We start from the raw sequence: 21,963 nt of genomic DNA, 5'->3' as shown, positions 1-21,963 counted from the left end.
TTACGTGAGGTGATGCTGAGATGGAGTACACACCTATTTGGAGCGGCATCATCGCCTGCTATCTGTTCCTAGGCGGCCTGGGCGGCGGCGCGTTCGCCACCTCGGCCTTCCTGGCCTGGCGCCATCCTGAAGCGGTCACCATGCGCAAGCTCGGCCACTGGATCGCGCCGATCGTCGTCATCGTCGGCCTTGTGCTGCTGATGTTCGACGCCAAGGCGGGCCTGCACAACCCGCTGCGCTTCGCGCTGCTGCTGACCAACTTCGGGTCCGTGATGACCTGGGGCGTCGTCATTCTGGCCGCGTTCGTGATCGTCGCGCTGGTCGCGCTGATCATGGACCTGAAGAAGCGCCGCGTGCCCATGGCCCTCGAAATCGTCGGCGCGGTGCTCGGCATCTGCGTGGCCATCTACACCGGCTGCCTGCTGGGCGTGTGCAAGACGTTCCCGCTGTGGAACAACGCGCTGCTGCCCGTCCTGTTCCTGGTGTCGGCGGTGTCCACGGGCATGGCGGCCGTGCTGCTGGCCGGCGTGTTCAAGTGCCCCGAGGAGTTCAACCGCGTGGGCGTGCTCAAGAAGTTCCACTTCTGCTTCCCGTGCATCGAGATGCTGCTGGTGGCCAGCCTGCTGTTCGTCACGGCGACCAACTCCACCGCGGGCCTGGCCTCGGTGCAGGCGCTGGTGTGCGGCAAGTACGCCGTGGTCTTCTGGGTGCTGTTCGTCGCCGTGGGCCTGGTGATTCCGACGGTGCTGGAGACCAAGATGCTGTTCTTCAGCCCCAAGGAGTTCGAGGAGTCCCGCAAGGCCCACATGATCAGCGCCTGCTCCGACATCGGCGTGCTGATTGGCGGCTTCGTGCTGCGCCTTCTGGTGCTGCTGGCTGCGCTGCCGGTGACCATGACGGTCGCTTGGGTCCTGTAACCTGCCCGAAAAGTGGGACAAGGGGACAGTCCCTTTGTCCCACTTTGAACCTGGCAAGGGGATAGGTCGTTTGTCATGCGCTGACCGTCCAGGCAAAAATGGGGTGAGGGCTGTTACCTTGCTTCCCCGCTTTGGACCTTGGCGGCAACGACCCGTTCTCCGTGCTTTTGCTTAATCACGCTTGGGGCGAAGGCGGTGTTCGATTCGCCCTGCTTTTATGTAGCGAATCTGGGCCAGGAGGCCTGTTTTCCTGGCTCGTTTCGTGTAGCGCGGCAGCATATTCGCCCGCTGCCGCGCAGGCGTCTGCCGCAAGGCGCCGTCATCCCCAATTTAGGTGCGGGCCTTCCCTCCCGCGCCGCCTTGCGGGGCCGGCCTCCTTCAACGCTGGCCCCGCCTTTCCCTTCTGGCCGCCGCCCAAACCCTTCCGGGCAGCGGCCTTTCTGCGTCTGGCGCTCTTTGACGGTGCCAGCCCCGCCTCCGCCAGCCTCGCGCTTTCGCGAAAAGGTGCTGCAATCTGCCTCGGATATAATGAGTGCGTTGCTGGTCGAAATCGCGGGGAAGGTTCCCATGGGGGCTGCTGAACTCAATCGATACGCATTCTGCGTTTAGCGTGGGTATGGAGCTGTTCGCCGCCTTGGTGGCGGGCTTGCTGCTGATCGCATGCTTCCTGGAAGCGGGCCATCGCCATCGCGCGACGCTCTACTTCATGGGCATCCTGGCGCTTCACGTCGTGCTGCTTGTCTGCGACGCGACGCTGTGAGCGGTAAGCGGAACTCCCGGCAGCGAAGCGCCGGTGGCTGCCTTGGCGTTGCATCGGGCGCGCAGCTGCTTGACGTATCAGCGAAGCACGGCTGGTGCGGCGGCTTCATGCGTCATTGGGACGCCACCCTCATGGCGCTCCCGCCGATGCCGCTCGGGCTGCCGGGGTGTTTCCTTCGCGCGCCCCGCCCATGCGCCTCGCGCCTTATTCCGGCAAGCGATGGGAATGTGAAGATGCTTGCATCGCGGTGCTACTATGAGGGTGTTAGAAACCCGGCGCCTGCCGGCTTTGTCCCCAAAGGAGGATTCGCAATGGATGCAAAGGTGTACGAGCTGATTAACGACCAGATTCGCAAGGAGCTGTATTCGGCGTACCTGTACCTGTCGTTCGCCGATTACTATCAGGAAGAGGGCCTGGAGGGTTTCGCCCATTGGTACGAGATCCAGACGCAGGAGGAGCGCGACCATGCGCTCATCTTCCGCAAGTACCTGCATGAGAACGGCTGCAAGGTGAAGCTGCAGGCCATCGACCAGCCCGACAAGACCTTCAGCAACCACCTGGAGCCGCTGGAGGCCGCGCTGGAGCATGAGAAGTACATCACCAGCACCATCAACGACATCTACACCGCCGCGCTTGAGGCGAAGGATTACCGCACCATGAAGTTCCTCGACTGGTTCATCGAGGAGCAGCAGGAGGAAGAAGACAACGCCGAGAAGCAGGTGTCGCGCATGAGGCTGTTCGGCAGCGATGCCAAGGCGCTGTACGACCTCGACCAGGAAAACGCCGCTCGCGTCTACGCCGTTCCCACCCCGCTGGCGAAAGAGTAATCTCGGTGCGTTACGGCATTAACGAGACCTTCAAACCAAGCGAACTCGGGGTATTCGGGAACTGTTTGAAATGTGCCATCGGGTCCTAAAAATTGAAACTCTCGCAGCATGCTTGAGATAAGCAGGTGCACATCTTGGATGGCTTTGGCAAAGGGCCGCAGAACGTTCGCACTTTCGTGATGTTGAGTCGTTTGCCCGTTTCCATCTTTACGCCGTCGTATCGCAAGACTCGGACGCGTGCCTGCGGCATCATGACGGAGGGGTCTTGCGCGAACAGAAGAGCGCCAGCAACGGTCAGTTTCCCATCGCGCATGAACCGCCTGCTTTTAAGCACCTGCTCGTCTGACGATTCGGTGCCGAGCAGCGACTTGTAACGGTCGAGAACATCGTGATCGATGTCGTCAATTGATGAATCTTGAATAAGTTCATCTTCGAAAATGCGCTGGCCTTTATCGTATTCAAGGGCAAGAACCTGCTCGCATGGTGATGGGGCATAGTAGCAAAAAAGCCACCCGAAGGTGGCTTGAACATTTGGTCGCGGGGGCTGGATTTGAACCAACGACCTCCGGGTTATGAGCCCGGCGAGCTACCAGACTGCTCCACCCCGCATCATGCGACCCGCTTTTCAGAAGTTGTAAGCGCTTCGGAAAAGCTGCAAGAAAGAACTATACGCGCGGTTTCGCGTGTGTGCAAGTAAAACCTTGTTCATCACAAAACCGTCACAATTAAGTTGCCTGCGTTCGCCGTTTGCTGCGCGCTGTGGTTGGCGTACAATCGCACGAAACGGCAGCAAGCCGTGCTGGTATCGCGAAAAGAGGGACCCATGCAGATTATCACCGATCAGGTCTACGCATTCTCGAAAGACAACAAACCCTGCGCCACCGCAAAGCCGGGCGAAGTGCTGCAGTTCAACACCGAAGACTGCTTCAGTAACCGCATTCCCGACGAGAACACCACGATGGCCGACCTCGACTACACCTACGGCTTCGCGAATCCCGCCGCCGGCCCCGTGTTCATCGAAGGCGCCGAGCCAGGCGACGTGCTGGTGGTCGATATCTACGACGTGAAAGTTGCCGACGAGGGCACCATCGCCACCGACGACCATTGCGGCCCGCTGTTCGAAACGACGGGCTACCGCACGAAGAAAATCCCCATCAAGGACGGCATGGCCACGTTTAACGAGGTCAGCTTCCCGATTGACCCCATGATCGGCGTCATTGGCACCGCGCCGTCCGGCCCTGACGTCATCGACGGTTTCGTGGGCAGCCATGGCGGCAACATGGACAACAAGAAGATCACCAAGGGCACGCGCCTGTACCTGCCCGTGCGCGTCCCCGGCGCCCTGCTGCAGATGGGCGACGTGCACGCCACCATGGGCGACGCTGAGCTGTGCGGCACCGGCATTGAGATTCCGGCCGAAATCACCGTGCGCGTGCAGCTGGTGAAAGGCTTCGAGCTGAACTGGCCGGTGCTGGAAACGTTCGGTCCGCAGGGCAAGTGGTACGTCAACGCCTGCGCGCCGCATTACGAGGAAGCCCTGATGAACGCCTCGAAGGAGCTGCAACGCCTGCTCATGCGCATCACCGGCTGGGACGCGGTGGAAACCTACATGTATATGTCGGTGCAAAGCGACGTGGAGATCAGCCAGGGCTGCGAGCCGTGCGAAGTCGAGCTGTCCCTGCGCATCGGTACGCCGAAGCTGCCGCAGTTCCCCTCGCTCGTGCCGCAGCCGTAAGGGGCGTGCGGCGGCGCCGTCGAGCTTGGGGCAAGGGCGCTTGTCCCCAGTTACGCCGAGGGCGCTGCGACGCGTGGCACGGAATCGGTCGGCGCGCTCACGGTGGGATGACGTGGCTGTTGTGCGCGCCGGAAGTGTGCGCTGGCGAGCGCGATGCAGCATGCGATACGGAAGGCGCGATCGTGGCCGTAGCTGCGTTGTGGCGTTCGCATCCGCCTTATGCGCCCCGCAAGCGAACGCTGGCGATTGAAACGCTTGCGTTTATTCAACCGTTTGCGACGCGAAACGCGCCGTTCGCCTTGATGCGTCAAAAAATGTCAAAAACTGTTGCGAGGTGCAAAACCAAGCAAAGCCGTGTGAAATGGCCCGTTTTCCAGGGGAAAGCGGGCCATTTTGTATCTAAGACGCATCGAACAATCCCCCACAGCTTTCGCGAATTGCCCGGAAATGTGACTCCTTCGCTCCCGTTTCGAAAAACCGTTGTTCGCTTTAACGCGTTAAAGTGGTAAAGTACGCCGTATTGCGTAGAGCCGAGCATCGCGCCCTTGGCCCTGCGCAATGTTCATTTTCCCCACAAGGAAGAGAGGATAGGGAAATGGCAGCAGGAAACGCCCCCGCCAAAGGTGGCGCGGGGGACAACATCGAGCAGTTCGGCTATAAGCAAGAACTGCGCCGTGGCCTCACGCTGAAGGATGTCATTCTGTACGGCGTGCTGTTTATGGTTATCATCGCGCCGCAGTCCATTTACGGCGAGATTCAGCAGGCGTCAGGTGGCATGACGCCGCTCGTGTACATCGTCGGCTTCGTGGCCATCAGCTTCACGGCCATGGGCTACATGCACATGTCCAAGCGATTCCCCATCGCCGGCTCGGTGTACTCCTACGTTCAGCGCGGCATCAACCCGCACATCGGTTTCGTGGCCGGCTGGCTGATTCTGTTGGACTACATCTTCGTTCCGTCGTTGCTGCTGGTCATGGTGGCAAACTGGGGCGTTGCGCTCATTCCGGGCAGCCCGTGGTACGTATGGGTGCTCGCGTTCGTGGCGTTCAACACGTTCGTGAACATCCGCGGCATCACCATGCAGAAGGGTGTTGACTGGGTTATCTTCGTTGTTGAGATTCTGGCGGTTATCGCGTTTATCGCGCTGGGCACCAATTTCGTGCTCGGTGGCGGCGGCGCCGGCGAGTTGAACATGGACCCGATTTACCAGCCCGGCAAGGTTGACCTGCACTTTATCGCCACGGCGTGCTCCATCGCCTGCCTGTCGTTCCTCGGCTTCGACGGTATGTCCACGCTGGCTGAGGAAACCGAGCAGCCCGAAAAGACCATCGGCAAGGGCATTATCATCGCTCTGTGCATCATGGTTGTCGTGTTCGTTGCTCAGACCTACGTGGCTGCGCTCATCCAGCCCGATCCGTCGGTCATCGATCCCGAAATGGCCTTCTTCGACGCAGCCCTGGCTTGCGGCGGCCCCATCTTCTATAAGCTGCTGCTAATCGTGAACATCGTGGCCGTCGGCATCGCGAACATCATGAACGCACAGACCGCCTCCGCGCGTCTGCTGTACTCCATGGGTCGCGACGGCGTGATCCCGAAGGTGTTCGGCAAGGTCCACCCGAAGTTCCAGACCCCGTGGTTTGCGGCTATCGCCATCGGCGTCGTCTCGCTGATCCTGCCCCTGTTCCTGGACATGGCCACGCTGTCCCGCTTCGTTAACTTCGGCGCACTGTCCTCGTTCGTGCTGCTCAACATCGCCGTGTTCGTGTTCTTCTTCATCAAGGAGAAGAAGCGCAACTCGGTTGGTGACGTAGTGAAATACCTGATTTGCCCGTTCCTTGGCGTGGCCATTTTGCTGTACGTGTTCACGGGCTTCGACGTGCCCACCTACATCGTTGGCGTGTCGTGGCTGGTCATCGGCGTCATCATCGGTGCGGTGAAGTCGAAGGGCTACAAAGAAGTGCCCGAGGCGTTCAAGCACCTGGAGGTGTAGCGGCGCGGCCGGCAGGCTTTCGACTGGGAAAGCGTCCGGCGTGTTGCGAACGTGACAACATAGTAACGCTGCCTGCGTAGGCGGCGCTTTGAGGGGTTCTGCGGCTGCGCGCTGCGGGACCCCTTGCTATACTGGAGAAGAGCCTGATGGGCGCGCAGTTTACGCACGTGGTGAATCCGGCGAAGCGTCGGTTTTCGCACGAGCTGCGTTGGCAGGCTTGCTGCTTTGCGTGGCTGGTGGGGAGCTGGCTTCTGCTTCGCTGGACGCGTGATGCGCTTGGCATGGTGTTGAGCTGCGGGTTATGCGTTGCGTGCTGAAAACCCGCCGGAAAAAGGAGGGATTGTCATGTTGTACGATGCGATTGTCGTTCCGTTCGACGGTTCCGCGTCCGCTCGCGCGGCGCTTGACGAGGCCGTGCGTTTTGCCAGGGAAGACCCGGGCCTGGTTCTGCACGTCATTCAGATTGCGGACTTGGAGCAGGCTGCTGTGGCGCTGCTGGAGTCCAAGGGCGTCGACCTGTCCGAAAGCGCGGTGCCCATGGGCATGCGCGACGCGGTCGAGGCGGTTACGCAGCAGGCGTCGGAGCGCCTGCGCACGCAGGTCGATGGCGTGCTGCGCAGCCTGATGAACGAGAAGCGCGTCAGCTTGCTGCCCGAGGTGCATCCGGGCGACCAGATTGTGCAATACGCGAAAGATAACGGCTGCGACCTTATCATCATGGGCAGCCGTGGGCTTGGCGCGCTGCGTGGGATGCTGGGCAGCGTTAGCAGCTACGTGCTGCGCGAGGCCACGGTTCCCGTGCTGGTGGTGAAAGCGGGCGAGTAGTGGCCTGGTTGCAACCTGTGGAGAAATAGCGAAGGCAGGCGGTTTGGCCCGAAAAGTTGCAATTGCCCCTTGCGATTGTAGCAGGTCTTCGGTATAGTTCATATTCGCGCTTCGCAAGAAGCCGTGTGCCAACGTGGCTCAGCTGGTAGAGCAGCGCTCTCGTAAAGCGCAGGTCACCGGTTCGAATCCGGTCGTTGGCTCCACGAATGCACGAGGGTCCCGCAAGGGGCCCTCTTTTTGTGTATGGGGTGACAGGGCCGCTGAGCGCTTCACGTTTGAGGTATGTGACGCGCCCTTCGGGCGCTGTCTAGTAGGTGCGGAGCTTTCGCTCCGCGCTACAAGTTCTTGCTGCAAGCCTGATTTGCTTGCTGGGCATATTTCGCAGCAACCGCAATTCGTGGCCTCGAGCGAAAGCTCGACACTAAATAGAAAGCGCCGTAGGTGCGCCACTGTCTTTGCCGAACGCTTGCAGGCCCAAAAGTATGTGAGCGCTTCTCGCGTAAAAAGGGGGTCGAGCGTTCGCTCGACCCCCTTTTTACGCTTCGTCCTACTTCGCTCCCAGCTTTCCGCACATGAAAGCGTTTGCTGCTTGCTCGGGCGCGTCGTCAAGCGGCGTCAGCGTCAACGGCTCTTTGCCGGTGCGCTTCGCCTGGCGCTCAAGTGCGCGTTCAAGCAGCCAATCGGCAATCTGCGGGTTCTTCGCCAGCAGCGGTCCGTGCAGGTACGTGCCCAGCACGTTTTTGTAGCGCACGCCGTCCTGCTTCGTTTCCTCGTTGTTGCCCAGGCCCGTGTTCGAAACCACGGTGCCGAACGGTTCCACGCCCTCGTCCAGGTACGTGCGGCCGGCGTGGTTCTCGTAGCCCACCACCGGCGTGTCGGAAAGCGGGCTTAGCAGCGCGATATTGCTGACCAAACGGTCGGCCGATGTGCCAGGGCGCCCGGTGGTCATGCCGACAAGCCCCAGGCCAGGCACCTTTTCGCCGTCGACCAGCCATTCGCGTCCCAGCATCTGATAGCTGCCGCAAATGGCCAGAAGCGGGCCGCCGTCCTGCACGTACGCGTCCAGATCATCGCGCATGGCTACGATGTCGGCGCTTGCCAGTTTCTGCTCGCGGTCGGGGCTGCCGCCCATCATGATCAGGTCGACGCCGGCAAGGTCCGCGCTGTCGCCGTGGCACACGCGGCGAACCTCAACGGGAATGCCGCGCCAAGCTAGGCGCTGTTCAAGCACGCGCACGTTGCCGCCGTCGCCGTACAGGTTCAGCAGGTCGGGGAACAGATGCGCGATAACCACGGGCTCGCCCTTGACGTCTTCACCATCGGCGCTCGCTGCCTTCGGCCCCGCCTGCTTGCCAGCCGCCTTCGCGCCGTAATCGCGCGGCTGCGGCGCATCGCCAGGCGCGGGTACAACCTCTCCACCTGCGGAAACGGCTGCATCAAGCGCGGCCTTGCATCCCGGCAGCGACGTGTAGTTTGCGATGATGTACGCGCTCACCTCGCGCGGCTGCTGCGCAATGCGCGCTAGCAGGTCGTCCGCGTCCTCCACCACTTCGGCGGCAATGCCGGCGTACTTCAGGCGCACGGCCATGTCGCGACCGCGGATGCCGCCGGCGTACGCTACCAGCGGGCCGGCCTGCGCCAGCTCCTCGAAGTCGATGTCCCACAGCCACGACACGTCGTGCCCGTCGGCCTCCTTGTCGTTGATGAAGAACGCCACCACCTTCGGCGTGGGGTCCTGCGCCACGATTTTCAGGTTCTGATTGAAGCCGGTGGGGTTTTTGGCAAGGTTCAAAAGTACGCGACGCCCTGCCAAGTCATAGGTTTGCAGCCGCCCGTTTTGCGGGTCGAACGCAGCGATGGCGCCCTGCAGCGCCTCGTTCGTGCAGCCCAGCAAGCTTGCCGCCACGCCCACGGCCGCCAGGTTGTACACCATGTACGCTCCGGAAAACGGCGCGGAAACGGAAAACGCGCCTGCGCGTCCGCCGTCCGCAGCACCCGGTTTCACTAGGGAAAACGCCAGCCCTGTAGCGTCAAGCTTCACGTTTTCGGCCGCGAAGTCCAGCGTCGGCCGCGCAAACCCGCACTTCGGGCAGTGCCACTCGCCCAGCTGTCCGTACTGGCGCCAGTCGTACTCGAACATGGTGGAGCAGCGCTGGCACATGGTGGCGTCGGTGACGGTGTTTTGCGCCAGCCCCATGCTCTCGCTCACGCCGAACGCGATGGAGCGCGTGCGTTCGCGCCCGGGCAGCTGCGCGGCGCGGTCGGCGATGGATGCGCACAGCGGGTCGTCGGCGTTGTAGACCAGCACGGTTTCAGGCGAGCTGCCCAGCGCCTTGACGATGCTGTCCTGGATGCGGTCGATCTCGCCGCAGCGATCCAGCTGGTCGCGGAACAGGTTCAGCAGCAGCACGTAATCGGCCTGCAGCTGCGGCAGAATCTTCGCCAACCACAGCTCGTCGGACTCGAAGATGCCCCAATCGGCCGCGCCGGCATGCAGCAGCGCCGTGGACACGCCCGAGTCCAGGTTCGCGCCCGTACGGTTGCAAACAACACGTTGACCTGCGCGTTCAAGCACGTCGGCCAGCAAGTTCGTCACCGTGGTCTTGCCGTTGGTGCCCACAATGCACACGCTTCCGCGCCCCAGCTTTCCGCGCAGGTGCGCAATAAGCTGCGGGTCCACGTACAGGGCAACCTTGCCGGGGAAGTTCGCGGCGGGGCGGTGGAACACGTTTTTCAATCCCCACGTGGACACGGCGCTCACGGCGCGCGCGGCGGTGAATTTCAAGCCCATGGTTTCCTCGCTTAAACTCGGTTTCGTTGCTGCCAGTATATCGCCCGCGCCGCCTGCCGCCTGCCGCCTGCGCTGTTCAACGTTAAAAGACCGAGAAGTTTTCTTACAGCTTGCCGGGTGCAAAACCGGTTTTGCTATAGTTACCACTTGCGCGTAAAAGTGAGGAACGCGCCAAGAAGAAAGAAGGACCCGTGGAAAACAACGCAATAAAGGCGGTGGGACGTGGATACTAGCCAAATCATCTCCGTCGCCGTTTTCGTGGTGGCTATGATCGCCATCATGACCGAGAAGGTGCATCGCGCGCTCGTGGCCATCACCGGTGCTATGCTGCTGCTCATCCTGCACATCATGCCGTTCGAAACGGCCATCGGCCACATCGACTTCAACACGCTTGGCGTGCTGTTCGGCATGATGCTGTTCGTGGCCGTGGTGAAGCAGTCGGGCGTGTTCGAGTTTCTAGCCATTAAGTGCGCACGCCTGGCCAAGGGCAACCCCTGGACCATCATGGTGCTGTTTGTCCTGCTCACCGCCGTGCTTTCCGCGTTCTTGGATAACGTCACCACCGTGCTGCTTATCGGCCCCATGACCATCACCGTGTGCCGCTTGCTCGACATCGACCCCGTGCCGTTCTTCATGACGCAAATCTTGGCGTCGAACATCGGCGGTACGGCAACGCTTATCGGCGATCCGCCGAACATCATGATCGGCTCCGCCGCCGGCTACACGTTCGCCGACTTCATCGCGTACGACGCCCCGGCCGTAATCATCATTTTGGCCGCTGTCATCGGCGTGTTCTACGTGATGTATGGGCGCAAGATTTCCGCGAACGAAGAGCATCGCAAGGCCATCATGGAGCTTGATGAGAACGACTACATCAAGGACCGCCGCCTGCTGCACATCAGCGTTGCCATGGTAGCGCTGGTGGTCATCGGCTTCATGACCCACGGCTCGCTTGGCCTGGAGTCCTGCGTCATCGCGCTTGCCGCCGCCGGCCTGATCCTGCTGATTTCCGGCGAAAGCATCGAAGAAGCGCTGCACGGCGTTGAATGGACCACGCTGTGCTTCTTCGCTGGCCTGTTCATCATCGTTGGCGCCATGTCTGAAACGGGCGTCATCGGCATGCTGGCCCAGGGCCTCATCGACGTGACGGGCGGCAACCTCATGATCACCATGCTTGCGGTGCTGTTCGGCTCGGCTGTCATCTCCAGCTTCCTGGACAACATTCCGTTCGTGGCCACCATGATCCCGATTATCCTGACGCTTGAGGCCGACGGCCTCGACGGCACGGCGCTGTGGTGGGCCCTGTCGCTGGGCGCTTGCCTGGGCGGCAATGGTACGCTCATCGGCGCGTCGGCTAACGTGGTGCTGTCCGATATCAGCAAGAAGTTCGGGCATGAGATCACGTTCATGCAGTTCTTCAAGCGCGGTTTCCCGATCATGTTGTTCACGGTGGCCATCGCCGCCATCTACATGGTCATCCGCTTCCCGGGCGGCTAGCGAAGCCGTTAACCTTGCATGCTGATCGAACGGCGGGTCGTCTGCGACGGCCCGCCGTTTTTGCACTCTACGACAAGGGGACAGGTCGTTTGTCAGGCGGATAGCCCTTTGGGACCGACTTCGTAGGGAAGAGCGAAAGCTCTTCCCCGAATAGAAAGCGCCGAAGGCGCGCCACCGGCTTCTGCGGTGGCGCGCCTTCCGGCTTTGGACACTTCGCGTTCCTGTGGTCATTTCCCGCAGAGGATGTGGGCTGGCTTGCACCTGGCTCCGGCGCCGTCAAAATGGCCCTATGGAAAACAAACGCACACGCAACGGGCGCGACCGTCAAGGCGCGGGCCGTGCAACAACAAACCAACCCTCTTCCACCCGTCGCGCAACGGCTTCCGAAGTTCGCGCGCAGGATCGCTACGCGCGCAGCCGCTACGGCGCGCAGCCCGCAAACCCCACGAAGCGCACGGCTACCAGCCAGCCCGCCGCAGACGACGCCGCGGCGCAGCGCCTTTCGCGCGACGAATACGCGAAAACCCACAAGCACAAAAAGCACGGCAAGCTGTTCTACGCCGGCATCGCAGCGCTTGCCGTCGTGCTCATCGGCGCGGGCGCAGCGTTCGCGTACGTGCAGGTGCTTTCCGGGAATCTGCATGCCGGCCTGGGCAACGTGGGGCAGTACCTCGTGAAAACGAACATGACGAAAGAGCCGTTCTATATGCTGCTCATGGGCACCGACGGCTCGGCCGAGCGCGACGAGTCCGGCGATTTCGGCGACAGCTACCGCACGGACAGCATCATGCTTGCGCGCATCGACCCGGTGGACAAGAAGGTCACGCTGGTGTCGCTGCATCGCGACACCATGGTTGACATGGGCGAATACGGCGTGAACAAGCTGAACGCCGCGCACGTGTTCGGCGGCCCGGCGCTGTCCGTGCAAACGGTTTCCCAGCTGGCGGGCGTGGACATCTCGCATTACGCGGAAATCAACTTCGACGGCTTCCACGAAATCGTCGACGCGCTTGGCGGCATCGAGGTTGACGTCCCCATGACCATCGATGACGAAGACGCCGGCGGCCATCTTGATGCCGGCTTGCAAACGCTCAACGGCGACCAGGCGCTTATCCTGTGCCGCGCGCGCCATGCGTACGACGAAATCGGCCCGGGCGACGAATATCGCGCCGCCAACCAGCGCCTTGTCATATCAGCCATCGCGAAGAAGCTGCTTTCGGCCGACGCGGCGTCCATGGCCTCGACGGTCCAGGCGCTTTCGAAATACGTCACCACTGACCTGGGCGTCACCGACATCATCGGCCTGGCGCAGGCCATGCAGGGCCTTGACCCGTCCACGGACATCTACTCGGCTATGGAGCCTACCACCTCGGAATACATCGACGGCGTGTGGTACGAAATCAACAACACTGCCGAGTGGAAGGCCATGATGAAGCGCGTTGATTCGGGCCTGCCGCCTACGGACGGCGACGTTGTCGACAAAACGTCGGGCACCATTCTGGCCACCACGGGCGACGGCGGGGCTACAAGCGCGGGCACGGCGGGCGACGGCATGGGTGCGGTCAAACGCGGCGGTACCGTGGCCATCCGCAACGGCAACGGCGTTTCAGGTGCCGGCTTCGACGCCACCGAGCGCATCCAGGGCCTTGGCTACAGCGTGAACACCAGCAATGCCGACAACTTCGACTACCGGGAAACACTGGTCGTCTACAACGACCCGGTAGATAAGGAAGCGGCCGAAGCCATCGTGAAGGCCCTTGGCGTAGGAAAAGCAGAGCAAAACGCCAACACCTACCTCTTCGAAGAAGACTTCCTCATCGTCCTTGGCGCCGATTGGCAGTAGGTGGGTTACACGCTGGCGATGCTCCAATCGCCGAACAGCAGGCCCTTCGTCAGCCCTAGAACCGCGATGTGGGCGGGGTAGTACGCGTAGAAGAACCACTTCATGGGTCGCCCGCGGCCGCCGTTGTAGGCCCACAGCAGTGGGATGGTCGCCGTGCACCCTACCAGCGGATACAGCGCGAACGCCAGGTTTTGCAGCGACGGCACGGCAAGAAGCTGCTCAAGCGCGGGCAGGCCGTTCGCCGTAATGGGCAGCAGCGCCGAATAGGCGATGCGCCGCCGCTGGTCGGCAACCATGCGCAGCACCATGACCATGCACGGCGCCAAAATGCCCCAATCGCACGCAACGGTCAGGGCCGTGACCAGCACAAACACCACCCAAAACCGCATGCGCGATGTCATATGGTCGTACGCGTACAAAAGCCCCAGGCACACAAGCAGCGTGAACAGCACGTTGAGCCCCGGGCTCAAAAACATCCCGAACGGCACCTGCGCCACCAGCGCGAACACCAGCAGCCGCCGTGCATAGCGCGCAACGTTCGACGTGTGCCGATAGCCCTCTACCAGCAGAAACGCCATGATGGGAAACGTTAGCCCACCGAAACCGAACAGCACGCACAAAACCTCGGGCGGCAGATAATCCCAGTATATGTAGCAGGCGTGGTTGCACGTCATGCCGACAATGGCCAGCACTTTGAGCGGAAACGCGGTAAGCCCTCGGTTTTGTGGGGCGTTCGCGGTAGAAGTTGTGGATGCGTGTTGTATCATGCGGCAAGTATACTCGACCTTCCCCGCACCGCGCCAAGATGCGGCGCGGTCATCATGCGGCCTGCACGCCGCGCAAGGAGGAATCCATGGCAGCAATCATCAACCCGCGCAAGGTGGCCATCGTCGGCTGCGGCTTCGTCGGCTCGGCAAGCGCCTTCGCGCTCATGCAGTCCGGCCTGTTCGCCGAGATGGTGCTCATCGACGTCGACCGCGATCGCGCCGAGGGCGAGGCGCTCGACATCGCCCACGGCATGCCGTTCGCCAGCCCCATGAACATCTACGCCGGCGACTACACCGACATCGATGACGCGGCCATCACCGTCATCACCGCCGGCGCGAACCAGGCGCCGGGCGAAACACGCCTTGACCTGGTGAACAAGAACGTCGCCATCTTCAAGTCCATCATCCCGCAGATCGCCGAGCGCGACTACCAGGGCATCCTGCTGGTGGTGTCCAACCCCGTCGACATCCTCACGTACGTCACGCTCAAGCTCTCGGGCATGCCGGCCAACCGCGTGCTCGGTAGCGGCACCACGCTCGACACCGCACGCTTCAAGTGCGCCCTCGGCGAGCACCTTGGCGTCGACCCGCGCAACGTGCACGCGCGCATCATCGGCGAGCACGGCGACAGCGAAATCGCCGCATGGAGCCTGGCGAACATCTCGGGCATCCCGCTGGACACGTTCTGCGAGCTGCGCGGCCGCACCAATCGCCAAGAGGACATGGACCGCATCGCCGAGGATGTGAAGAACGCCGCGTACGAGATCATCAAGAAGAAGCGCGCCACGTACTACGGCATCGCCATGACGGTCAAGCGCATCTGCGAGGCCATCACCCGAGATGAGAAGCCAATTCTGCCCGTGTCGAACTACCTCGACGGCGACTACGGCCTGCACGACATCGTGCTGTCCATGCCCGCCGTCGTCGGCAAAGACGGCATCGAGTACAAAGTGCCCATTACCTTGAACGAGAAGGAAACCGCCCAGCTCAAAGAGTCGGCGGCAACTCTGCGCGCCGTCATTGACAAGCTGGACCTGTAGCGCTCGCGCACAACGCGCCCGCAACCGCGCCCGCACGCCGGCAACCCGCCGGAGCGCGGGCGCTTGCTTTTCCGCGTGAGTCATCAACCGGCCCCTTTTCGCCCCGAACGCCCACCGGTTTACTTCTCGGTTCACAACTCCATCACACAGAAATGCCCATTTGGGGCGCCACGGAGTGGGTTTGCTAAAATGTTCGTTACTTACGCAGAAAGAAGGTGCTCATGCTGTCTGGAGATATGGAAAAGCTTTATCCCTCCGCCAAAACGTTGGTGAAGGACTGCGTTGCCAGCCGCCTTCACGCAAAAGACGCGACGCTGTACAACTTTTCCGACGAAGCGCAGGAGTGCGCACAGAACTATATGGGCTGGGCTGACCTTGCAAGCAACCCGCCGTACCCCTTGCACGAAATTCAAAACTTCGCTGATTCCATTATTGCCCAGGGCTTGAAATCGGTGGTCCTCATCGGCCAAGGCGGTTCCACGCAGGCGCCCATGACCATCACGAAGTACCACAAGCCGGACTCGTCGCTGGTGCAGTTCCGCACGCTCGACTCCGACTCGCCGGTGCGCGTGCGTGGCATTCTGTCGGAAATCGACCCCCGCACCACGCTGTTCATCGTATCCTCGAAGTCGGGCGGCACCATCGAGCCGCGTTTGGCCCTGCGCGCCGTGCGCGACGCGTTGGCTGGCCAAATCACGAATGAGGAACTGGTGCAGCACCTGGTTGCCATCACCGATCCCGGCTCCAAGCTGGAGCAACAGGCTCGCGAAGAGGGCTGGGCCGCCGTGTTTTCCGGCGAACCCACCGTCGGCGGCCGCTTCAGCGCGCTGTCCGTGTTCGGCCTGCTGCCCGCCGCGCTTGTCGGCATCAACCTGGAAGAGTTCATGGCGCACGCCCTTGAGGCCGAGCGCGCTTGCAGCGAGGACGCCATCGACAACCCGGCCATCGGCTTGGCGGCTTTCCTGTACGACAACTACCTGCAGGGACGCAACAAGTTCAGCTTCCTCACGCAGAAGCGCGGCCGCGTGCTTGGCCTGTGGATCGAGCAGCTTGTTGCCGAAAGCGTCGGCAAGAACGGCCAGGGCATCCTGCCGAACATCGAAATCGACACGCTGCTGCTCAAGAAAGACCCGGGCGACCGCAGCGTCATCATGTACCAAACGAAGAACGACCTGTGGGACGAGCGCCACAACTTCGAGATGAGCCTGTCCTACATTGATCCCACCATCCCGCGCGCCGCGTTTAAGATCGAATCGGTGTACGAGTTGCCTGAGCACTTCATCATGTGGGAGTACGCCATCGCCATGTGCGGCTACCTCATGAAGGTGTGCCCGTTCGACCAGCCCGACGTGGCGTCGGCGAAGGCTTGCGTGCTCGACATTCTGCGCGACGGCCAGCCCGAGCCCGACTACGTGCAGGACTTCATCGACGACGTGCACATGGGCCAGGTCGAGGTGCGCCAGGCCCCGTGCTTCAAGGACTGCACCGACGTGCGCGCCTCGCTGCGCGCGCTGCTCGGCAGCATCCAGCCGGGCGATTTCTTCGCGCTGAACGCGTTTCTCCCGTTCACGGGCGAGGGCCGTCGCGAGGCGCTCGAGTCCATTCGCCACGGCGTTGCCGAGAAGTTCCACATGGTGTCGTGCCTGGAAGTCGGTCCGCGCTACCTGCATTCCACGGGCCAGCTGCAAAAGGGCGGCCCGAACTGCGGCGTGTTCCTCATCTTGTCCGCCGACGAGCTGAAGGACATTCCGCTGAAGGAAGAAGCCGAAAGCCTTGGCTCGCTGGCGAAGGCGCAGGCTTCGGGCGACTTGGTCACGCTTGCCGGTCGTGGTCGCCGCTGCGTGCACCTGCACCTGCCCGACAACTCCGGCGTTACGCTGCGTGCGCTGGCCGAAGTTGTGTGCGACATTCTGGAAGAGCTTCCGCAGGCGTAAAGGGTCGACGCGAAGGCGCGGCGCTATTGGCGCGCGAGGCTCGCTGCTGGATACGAAAAGGCGCGTCGACTTGGTCGATGCGCCTTTTGCTTTACGGTTTTGGCTCGAATGGGCAATTTTTGACAGCAGCGCGCGAAACTCGAGCGAAAAGGCGCTGTCGGAGAATCAGACGTCAATAAAGGGGTTGATTATGGTCGAGGCGCTCGACATTCAGGTGAAAGGCATCGTACAAGGGGTGGGCTTTCGGCCCTTCGTGTATCGCCTTGCGAAGAAATACCTGCTCAACGGCTGGGTTCTCAACGCCACGGAAGGTGTGTTCATCCATGCCGAAGGCGAGGCGAACCTGCTGGACAAGTTCGTCACCGAACTGCATATGAACCCCCCAAGCGCGGCGAAGGTCAAGGAAATCGACCTGAACGAAGTGCCGCTGCAAGGCTTCACCACGTTCGAGATTCGCTTCTCGGACGAGCACGCGGCGCAGCAGACCACGCTCGTATCGCCCGACCTTGCCACGTGCGACGACTGCCTGTCCGAGCTGTTCAACCCCAACGACCGCCGCTTCCGCTACCCGTTTATCAACTGCACGAACTGCGGCCCCCGCTTCACCATCATCGACTCGCTGCCCTACGATCGCCCTGCAACGTCCATGAAGGACTTCCCCATGTGCCCGCGCTGCGCCGCGGAATACGCCGACCCGCTCGACCGCCGTTTCCACGCGCAGCCCGATGCGTGCTGGGAATGCGGCCCGCACATCTCGTGGAGCGTAACGGGGGAGGCAAACCAGGAAATTACCTGGGGAAACACGCGCGAAGCATCCGATGCCATCTTCGCTGCGGCCGTGCGCATGCTGCTTGATGGCGGCATCGTTGCGGTGAAGGGGCTTGGAGGGTTCCATCTGGTATGCGATGCCACGAACCCCGAAGCGCTTGCGAAGTTGCGCCAGCGCAAGCGCCGCTGGGGCAAGGCGTTCGCCGTTATGGTAGCCAGCGCCGACGAGGCGCGCCGCGTGTGCCATGTGGACCAGGTGGAGCAGGGCGTGCTGGAGTCAACGAAGCGCCCCATCGTGCTGCTGCGCAAACGCCAGGAAGCGCATTTCGCCGCCGACCTTGCCGATAAGCTGCCCGAGCTGGGCGTCATGCTGCCGTGCACGCCCGTGCAACACCTTTTGCTGCACGATTTCACGCAGGCGCTGCAGGCGCAGCGCGGCGCTGATGCGCTGGCCATGCTCGTTATGACCTCGGGCAACCTGCACAACGAGCCTATCGTCACCGATGATGCCCAGGCGCGCCAGAAACTTGCCGGCATAGCCGATGCCGTGCTGGGCAACAACCGCGCCATTCTCTCGCGCTACGATGACTCGGTGGTGCGCGTCATCCAGGCAGGTGGCGAGCAGGCCATCCAGTTCGTGCGCCGCGCGCGCGGCTACGCGCCGCTGCCCCTGCCGTTGGAGTGCCCCGAAGCGCAGCCCAAGCAGGAAACGCTGCTGGCGGTAGGCCCCGAGCAGAAGGCCACGTTCGCGCTGGTGCGCGCCGCCGCGGCCGACGACCAGCAACCCGATGCGTTCGTGTCGCAGCACATCGGCGACGTGGAAAACGCGGAAACCTATGATGCGTGGCTTGAGGCGAAATCGCGTTACGAAAGCCTGTTCCAGGAGCGTCCCGCGCGCCTTGCGTGCGACAAGCACCCGGAGTACCTTACGAGCAAATGGGCCCGCGAACGGGCGCAACGGAGCAAACTGCCGCTTGTGGAAGTGCAGCACCACCATGCGCACGTCGTCTCGGTGCTGGGCGAGAACAACCTGTTCGGCCCTGTGTGCGGCATCGCGTTCGACGGCACGGGTTACGGCGCCGACGGCAACATCTGGGGCGGCGAGGTGCTGCTGGCCAACCAGCAAACCTACGAGCGCTTCGCGAACTTCGCCTACGTTCCCATGCCCGGCGGCGCGGCGGCCGTCCGCAACCCGCTGCGCATGGCGTATGGCGTGCTGCATGAGTTCGACCTGCTTGAACACGCGGGTGCGGCAGACGTGCTGGAGGCGCTGGGGGAGCAGGCCGACGTGTGCGCCCAAATGATCGAGCGCGGCCTGAACACACCGTACACCTCGTCGGTCGGCCGTCTGTTCGACGCTGCAAGCGCCATCCTGGGCATTTGCCCGCAGCCCACGTACGAAGGTCAGCCCGCCATCGAGCTTGAGGCCGCCATGGGCTTCGCGCCCGCCGAGCTGCCGATAACCGATGCCTACCATATAGATGTCGTGAAGAACACGGCCACGGAAACCAGCACGGCACTTGACACATCGGTGCTGCTGTTCGACGCCGCGCCCGCATTCGCCGCGCTGCTTGATGACAAGGCCGCGGGCGTTCCCGTGCCTGTCATGGCGCGCCGCTTCCACGATGCGTTCGTGCGCGCAGCTGTTATGGCTGCTCAGCTGGTCGAAAGTCTGTACGGCATCACCACGGTGGCGCTCTCGGGCGGCGTGTTCCTCAACCGCTACCTCATTGAGCATGCCGCAGAAGCGCTGCAAAACGCCGGCTTCACCGTGGCGCTCAATCGCGATCTGCCGCCCAGCGACGGCTGCATTTCCTATGGCCAGGCTGTGGTAGCATGGGCAGCGAATAAGACGAGCGAACCTGCCAGCGAATAACCGAAAACGACGCCGGCAGCGCAACAGAAAGAAAGAAGGCAACGCATGTGCCTAGCAATTCCCGCGCAGATCACGCAGCTTGACGGCGACGGCCTGGCAACCGTCGACATCCTTGGCGTGACGCGCAGCATTTCCCTCGACCTTACGCCGCAGGCAGGCGTCGGCGATTTCGTCCTGGTGCATGCCGGGTTCGCCATCGAGGTGGTGGACCCCGATTACGCACAGGAAACCATCGACCTCATCAGGGAATTCCCTGATCTTGCCGGCGACGAGCTGCCCGCTGAGGCCAAAGACGTCGCAGCCACCATGGCTGGCTAGTCAGCCGAAAAGCACCCGGGCTACGCAATCGAGGTGCGCAACAACGCCCTCGGCTGCGTAGCCTTCCTTGTTGTGTCCACAACGCTGCGCCGCCGCAGGGCGCTGCAGCGTCGTCCGTTCGCGGCGCACTGCCGCCGAAGTTGAAGGCTCCACATGACCGAACTCAACAACATTCACCATTCGCGCACCGTCGACGCACCCACCATGCAGCAGGAGCTGGCGGCGTTCAAAGACCCGAAGCTGGCGCGCGGTCTTATCGATTCCATCAGCAAGCTGACCCCGGCCGGCGGTGCCACGCTCATGGAGGTGTGCGGCACGCATACCGTGGCCATCGCGCGCAACGGCATCCGCAATCTCATGCCCGAAGGCGTGCGCCTGACGTCTGGCCCCGGCTGCCCCGTGTGCGTCACCTCGAATCGCGACATCGACACGGTTATCGCGCTTGCGCGCATCCCCGGCGTCACCATTGCCACGTTCGGCGACATGACGCGCGTGCCCGGCAGCACATCAAGCCTGCTCAAAGAGCAAGCGAACGGCCGCAGCGTCGAAATCTGCTACTCGCCGCTTGATGCGCTGACGTTGGCGAAGCAACGCCCCGACCAGCAAATCGTGTTTGTTGGCGTGGGCTTCGAAACCACCACGCCGCTGGTGGCCATGGCCATCAAGCGCGCCGCGGCTATGGGGCTGGAAAACTTCAGCGTATTCGCCGCTCACAAAAACATGCCCGGCGCGCTGGAAACGCTGGTGAACGACCCCAGCCTGAAAATCGACGCACTCATTTTGCCTGGTCACGTCAGCACCATTATCGGTACAAAGCCCTACGAGTTCCTGGCGAAGAAATACGGCATCCCCGGCGTTGTCACCGGTTTCGAACCTGTTGATGTGCTGCAGGGCATTGCCATGATCATGCGCCAGCTGCACGAAGGTCGCGCCGACATCGAGATTGCGTACGCGCGCGGCGTCATGCCGCAGGGCAACCCCGTTGCCATGGCCGCCATCGACGAGGTGTTCGAAACCTGCACGGCAACTTGGCGCGGCATGGGGGAGATTTCCGGCAGCGGCTACCGCATTCGCCCCGAATACGCCCAGTTCGACGCCGTGCGGCGCTTCAGCCCCAGCGTCGAGCCCACCATCGAGCCGAAGGGATGCCGCTGCGGCGATGTGCTGCGTGCCCGCATGGCGCCGAACGAGTGCCCGCTGTTCCGCAAGGTGTGCACGCCGGAAAACCCCGTCGGTCCCTGCATGGTCAGCAGCGAAGGCAGCTGCGCCGCCTACTTCCGCTATTACTAAGGCTCGAAAGCAGCGCAGTATCGAAACCATGGATCAGCAAGACAAAAGCCCGGTCGTGTGACCGGGCTTTTTGCAGCGACATTTCGGACCTGTATGAAAAAAATGCATAAAGCGGCAAAAAATTCGAATATTTTGCAATTGTGTATGAAAACAAGGGAAATCAGCGTATAACGGGTCGTTTCGCACCGCCTGCCGGGCAAAATCGCCCGTTCGGACCCAAAAATCAAAAAGCGCAACGCTCGGCTAGAAATTCAAAATTCATCGACTCAGCTTATGAAAATCGCATTTTTGATTGGTTGTGCAAATAATTTCATGTTTTTCGAAGTCGTACTTGACGAAGGAAATGCATGCGACTTTGATTCCATCCTGCGTTTACAGATGACAAATGGTACAAACGCGAAAAATATCCAATAATCGCGCCAAAACTGCATAACAAAGTATTTCGACTTTGTTACATACTTTTGTGCACCTGCATAATTTACTTGTGCAAAAATGTTCAATTTCCTGAATAAATCGCCTATTGCAGCCGCACAACGAAGGTGATATAACTGTCACGTCGGCAAAACCGGAACATGCGAAACGAAACGAACTTAAAGGGTTGCCAAGTGATTTTTCCCTCTCAGTGAATTTCACATCAAATGGCCGGAAGAGCCTAAAGGTACACAATAGGTAGTGTGCATCGTCGAAGGTGTAGGAAGCACCTTCAAAGAAAGGAGACAGTCATGGCGAAGATTGTCAACTCTTGGAACGACTGGGATCCGTTGAAGCGCGTCATCGTTGGCCGC

The 21,963-nt window shown here is 61.6% G+C and carries 17 protein-coding genes and 2 tRNA genes; 15 read left to right on the top strand and 4 right to left on the bottom strand.

The features are described 5' to 3' along the window. Window positions 1–20 precede the first annotated feature (20 nt). From nrfD to ACWI6D_RS06950, 3 genes are all read left to right on the top strand, one after another. Window positions 21–917, top strand: a complete 897-nt coding sequence (gene nrfD, locus ACWI6D_RS06960) for an NrfD/PsrC family molybdoenzyme membrane anchor subunit (RefSeq protein ID WP_449134157.1) — start codon at window positions 21–23, stop codon at window positions 915–917. A gap of 616 nt (window positions 918–1,533) precedes the next feature. Further along, the gene (locus tag ACWI6D_RS06955) at window positions 1,534–1,677 is read left to right on the top strand and encodes a hypothetical protein (protein ID WP_449134156.1); all 144 of its coding nucleotides are present in this window, start codon (window positions 1,534–1,536) and stop codon (window positions 1,675–1,677) included. A gap of 311 nt (window positions 1,678–1,988) precedes the next feature. Next, entirely contained in the window at window positions 1,989–2,504 is a 516-nt protein-coding gene (locus ACWI6D_RS06950; RefSeq protein WP_449134155.1) for a ferritin, read from the top strand. 85 nt (window positions 2,505–2,589) lie between these two features. Here ACWI6D_RS06950 and ACWI6D_RS06945 read toward each other — a convergent pair whose 3' ends face one another. Both ACWI6D_RS06945 and ACWI6D_RS06940 read right to left on the bottom strand, forming a co-directional pair. Beyond that, a complete protein-coding gene (locus ACWI6D_RS06945) occupies window positions 2,590–3,063 on the bottom strand; it encodes a hypothetical protein (protein ID WP_449134154.1) in 474 nt (157 codons plus the stop codon). Next, window positions 3,037–3,113 (bottom strand) — tRNA-Met (locus tag ACWI6D_RS06940). Before ACWI6D_RS06940 ends, ACWI6D_RS06945 begins: the two co-directional genes overlap by 27 nt. Before the next feature lie 214 nt (window positions 3,114–3,327). Between ACWI6D_RS06940 and ACWI6D_RS06935 the strand changes: the two genes are divergently transcribed. From ACWI6D_RS06935 to ACWI6D_RS06915, 5 genes are all read left to right on the top strand, one after another. After that, the gene (locus ACWI6D_RS06935) at window positions 3,328–4,239 is read left to right on the top strand and encodes an acetamidase/formamidase family protein (protein WP_417750909.1); all 912 of its coding nucleotides are present in this window, start codon (window positions 3,328–3,330) and stop codon (window positions 4,237–4,239) included. A 182-nt stretch (window positions 4,240–4,421) separates the two neighbouring features. Further along, window positions 4,422–4,748, top strand: coding sequence for a hypothetical protein (locus ACWI6D_RS06930; RefSeq protein WP_449134153.1), 327 nt, complete (start codon window positions 4,422–4,424; stop codon window positions 4,746–4,748). A gap of 86 nt (window positions 4,749–4,834) precedes the next feature. Then, complete coding sequence (locus tag ACWI6D_RS06925) at window positions 4,835–6,229, top strand: APC family permease (RefSeq protein ID WP_302938013.1); 1,395 nt, start codon at window positions 4,835–4,837, stop codon at window positions 6,227–6,229. 345 nt (window positions 6,230–6,574) lie between these two features. Next, on the top strand, window positions 6,575–7,054 hold the full coding sequence (locus ACWI6D_RS06920) for a universal stress protein (protein WP_449134152.1): 480 nt from the start codon (window positions 6,575–6,577) through the stop codon (window positions 7,052–7,054). Between the two features lie 127 nt (window positions 7,055–7,181). Further along, a tRNA-Thr gene (locus ACWI6D_RS06915) sits at window positions 7,182–7,257 on the top strand. A 344-nt stretch (window positions 7,258–7,601) separates the two neighbouring features. Here the strand turns inward: ACWI6D_RS06915 and ACWI6D_RS06910 are convergent. Next, a complete protein-coding gene (locus ACWI6D_RS06910) occupies window positions 7,602–9,845 on the bottom strand; it encodes a MurT ligase domain-containing protein (protein WP_449134151.1) in 2,244 nt (747 codons plus the stop codon). A 222-nt stretch (window positions 9,846–10,067) separates the two neighbouring features. On the opposite strand from ACWI6D_RS06910, the gene ACWI6D_RS06905 reads away from it, so the two are divergent. After that, the gene (locus ACWI6D_RS06905) at window positions 10,068–11,342 is read left to right on the top strand and encodes an ArsB/NhaD family transporter (protein ID WP_129423711.1); all 1,275 of its coding nucleotides are present in this window, start codon (window positions 10,068–10,070) and stop codon (window positions 11,340–11,342) included. A gap of 289 nt (window positions 11,343–11,631) precedes the next feature. Next, window positions 11,632–13,185, top strand: coding sequence for an LCP family protein (locus tag ACWI6D_RS06900; protein ID WP_449134150.1), 1,554 nt, complete (start codon window positions 11,632–11,634; stop codon window positions 13,183–13,185). Window positions 13,186–13,190: 5 nt separating this feature from the next. Here ACWI6D_RS06900 and ACWI6D_RS06895 read toward each other — a convergent pair whose 3' ends face one another. Next, window positions 13,191–13,952 carry a TraX family protein gene (locus ACWI6D_RS06895; RefSeq protein ID WP_449134149.1) on the bottom strand — a complete coding sequence of 254 codons (762 nt, stop codon included), beginning with the start codon at window positions 13,950–13,952 and terminating at the stop codon, window positions 13,191–13,193. An 86-nt stretch (window positions 13,953–14,038) separates the two neighbouring features. On the opposite strand from ACWI6D_RS06895, the gene ACWI6D_RS06890 reads away from it, so the two are divergent. From ACWI6D_RS06890 to hypD, 5 genes are all read left to right on the top strand, one after another. Continuing rightward, window positions 14,039–14,992, top strand: coding sequence for an L-lactate dehydrogenase (locus ACWI6D_RS06890; RefSeq protein WP_129423717.1), 954 nt, complete (start codon window positions 14,039–14,041; stop codon window positions 14,990–14,992). Between the two features lie 221 nt (window positions 14,993–15,213). Further along, window positions 15,214–16,926, top strand: coding sequence for a hypothetical protein (locus ACWI6D_RS06885; RefSeq protein WP_302938019.1), 1,713 nt, complete (start codon window positions 15,214–15,216; stop codon window positions 16,924–16,926). A gap of 190 nt (window positions 16,927–17,116) precedes the next feature. Next, window positions 17,117–19,570, top strand: a complete 2,454-nt coding sequence (gene hypF, locus ACWI6D_RS06880) for a carbamoyltransferase HypF (protein ID WP_449134148.1) — start codon at window positions 17,117–17,119, stop codon at window positions 19,568–19,570. Between the two features lie 45 nt (window positions 19,571–19,615). Continuing rightward, a complete protein-coding gene (locus ACWI6D_RS06875) occupies window positions 19,616–19,888 on the top strand; it encodes a HypC/HybG/HupF family hydrogenase formation chaperone (protein ID WP_129423723.1) in 273 nt (90 codons plus the stop codon). A gap of 153 nt (window positions 19,889–20,041) precedes the next feature. After that, window positions 20,042–21,178 carry a hydrogenase formation protein HypD gene (gene hypD / locus ACWI6D_RS06870; RefSeq protein WP_449134147.1) on the top strand — a complete coding sequence of 379 codons (1,137 nt, stop codon included), beginning with the start codon at window positions 20,042–20,044 and terminating at the stop codon, window positions 21,176–21,178. Window positions 21,179–21,963 lie beyond the last annotated feature (785 nt).

This window comes from Senegalimassilia sp. (assembly GCF_977052095.1).
The sequence above is the reverse complement of the archived record's forward strand: the minus strand, read 5'-3'. Positions and strand labels throughout refer to the sequence as shown.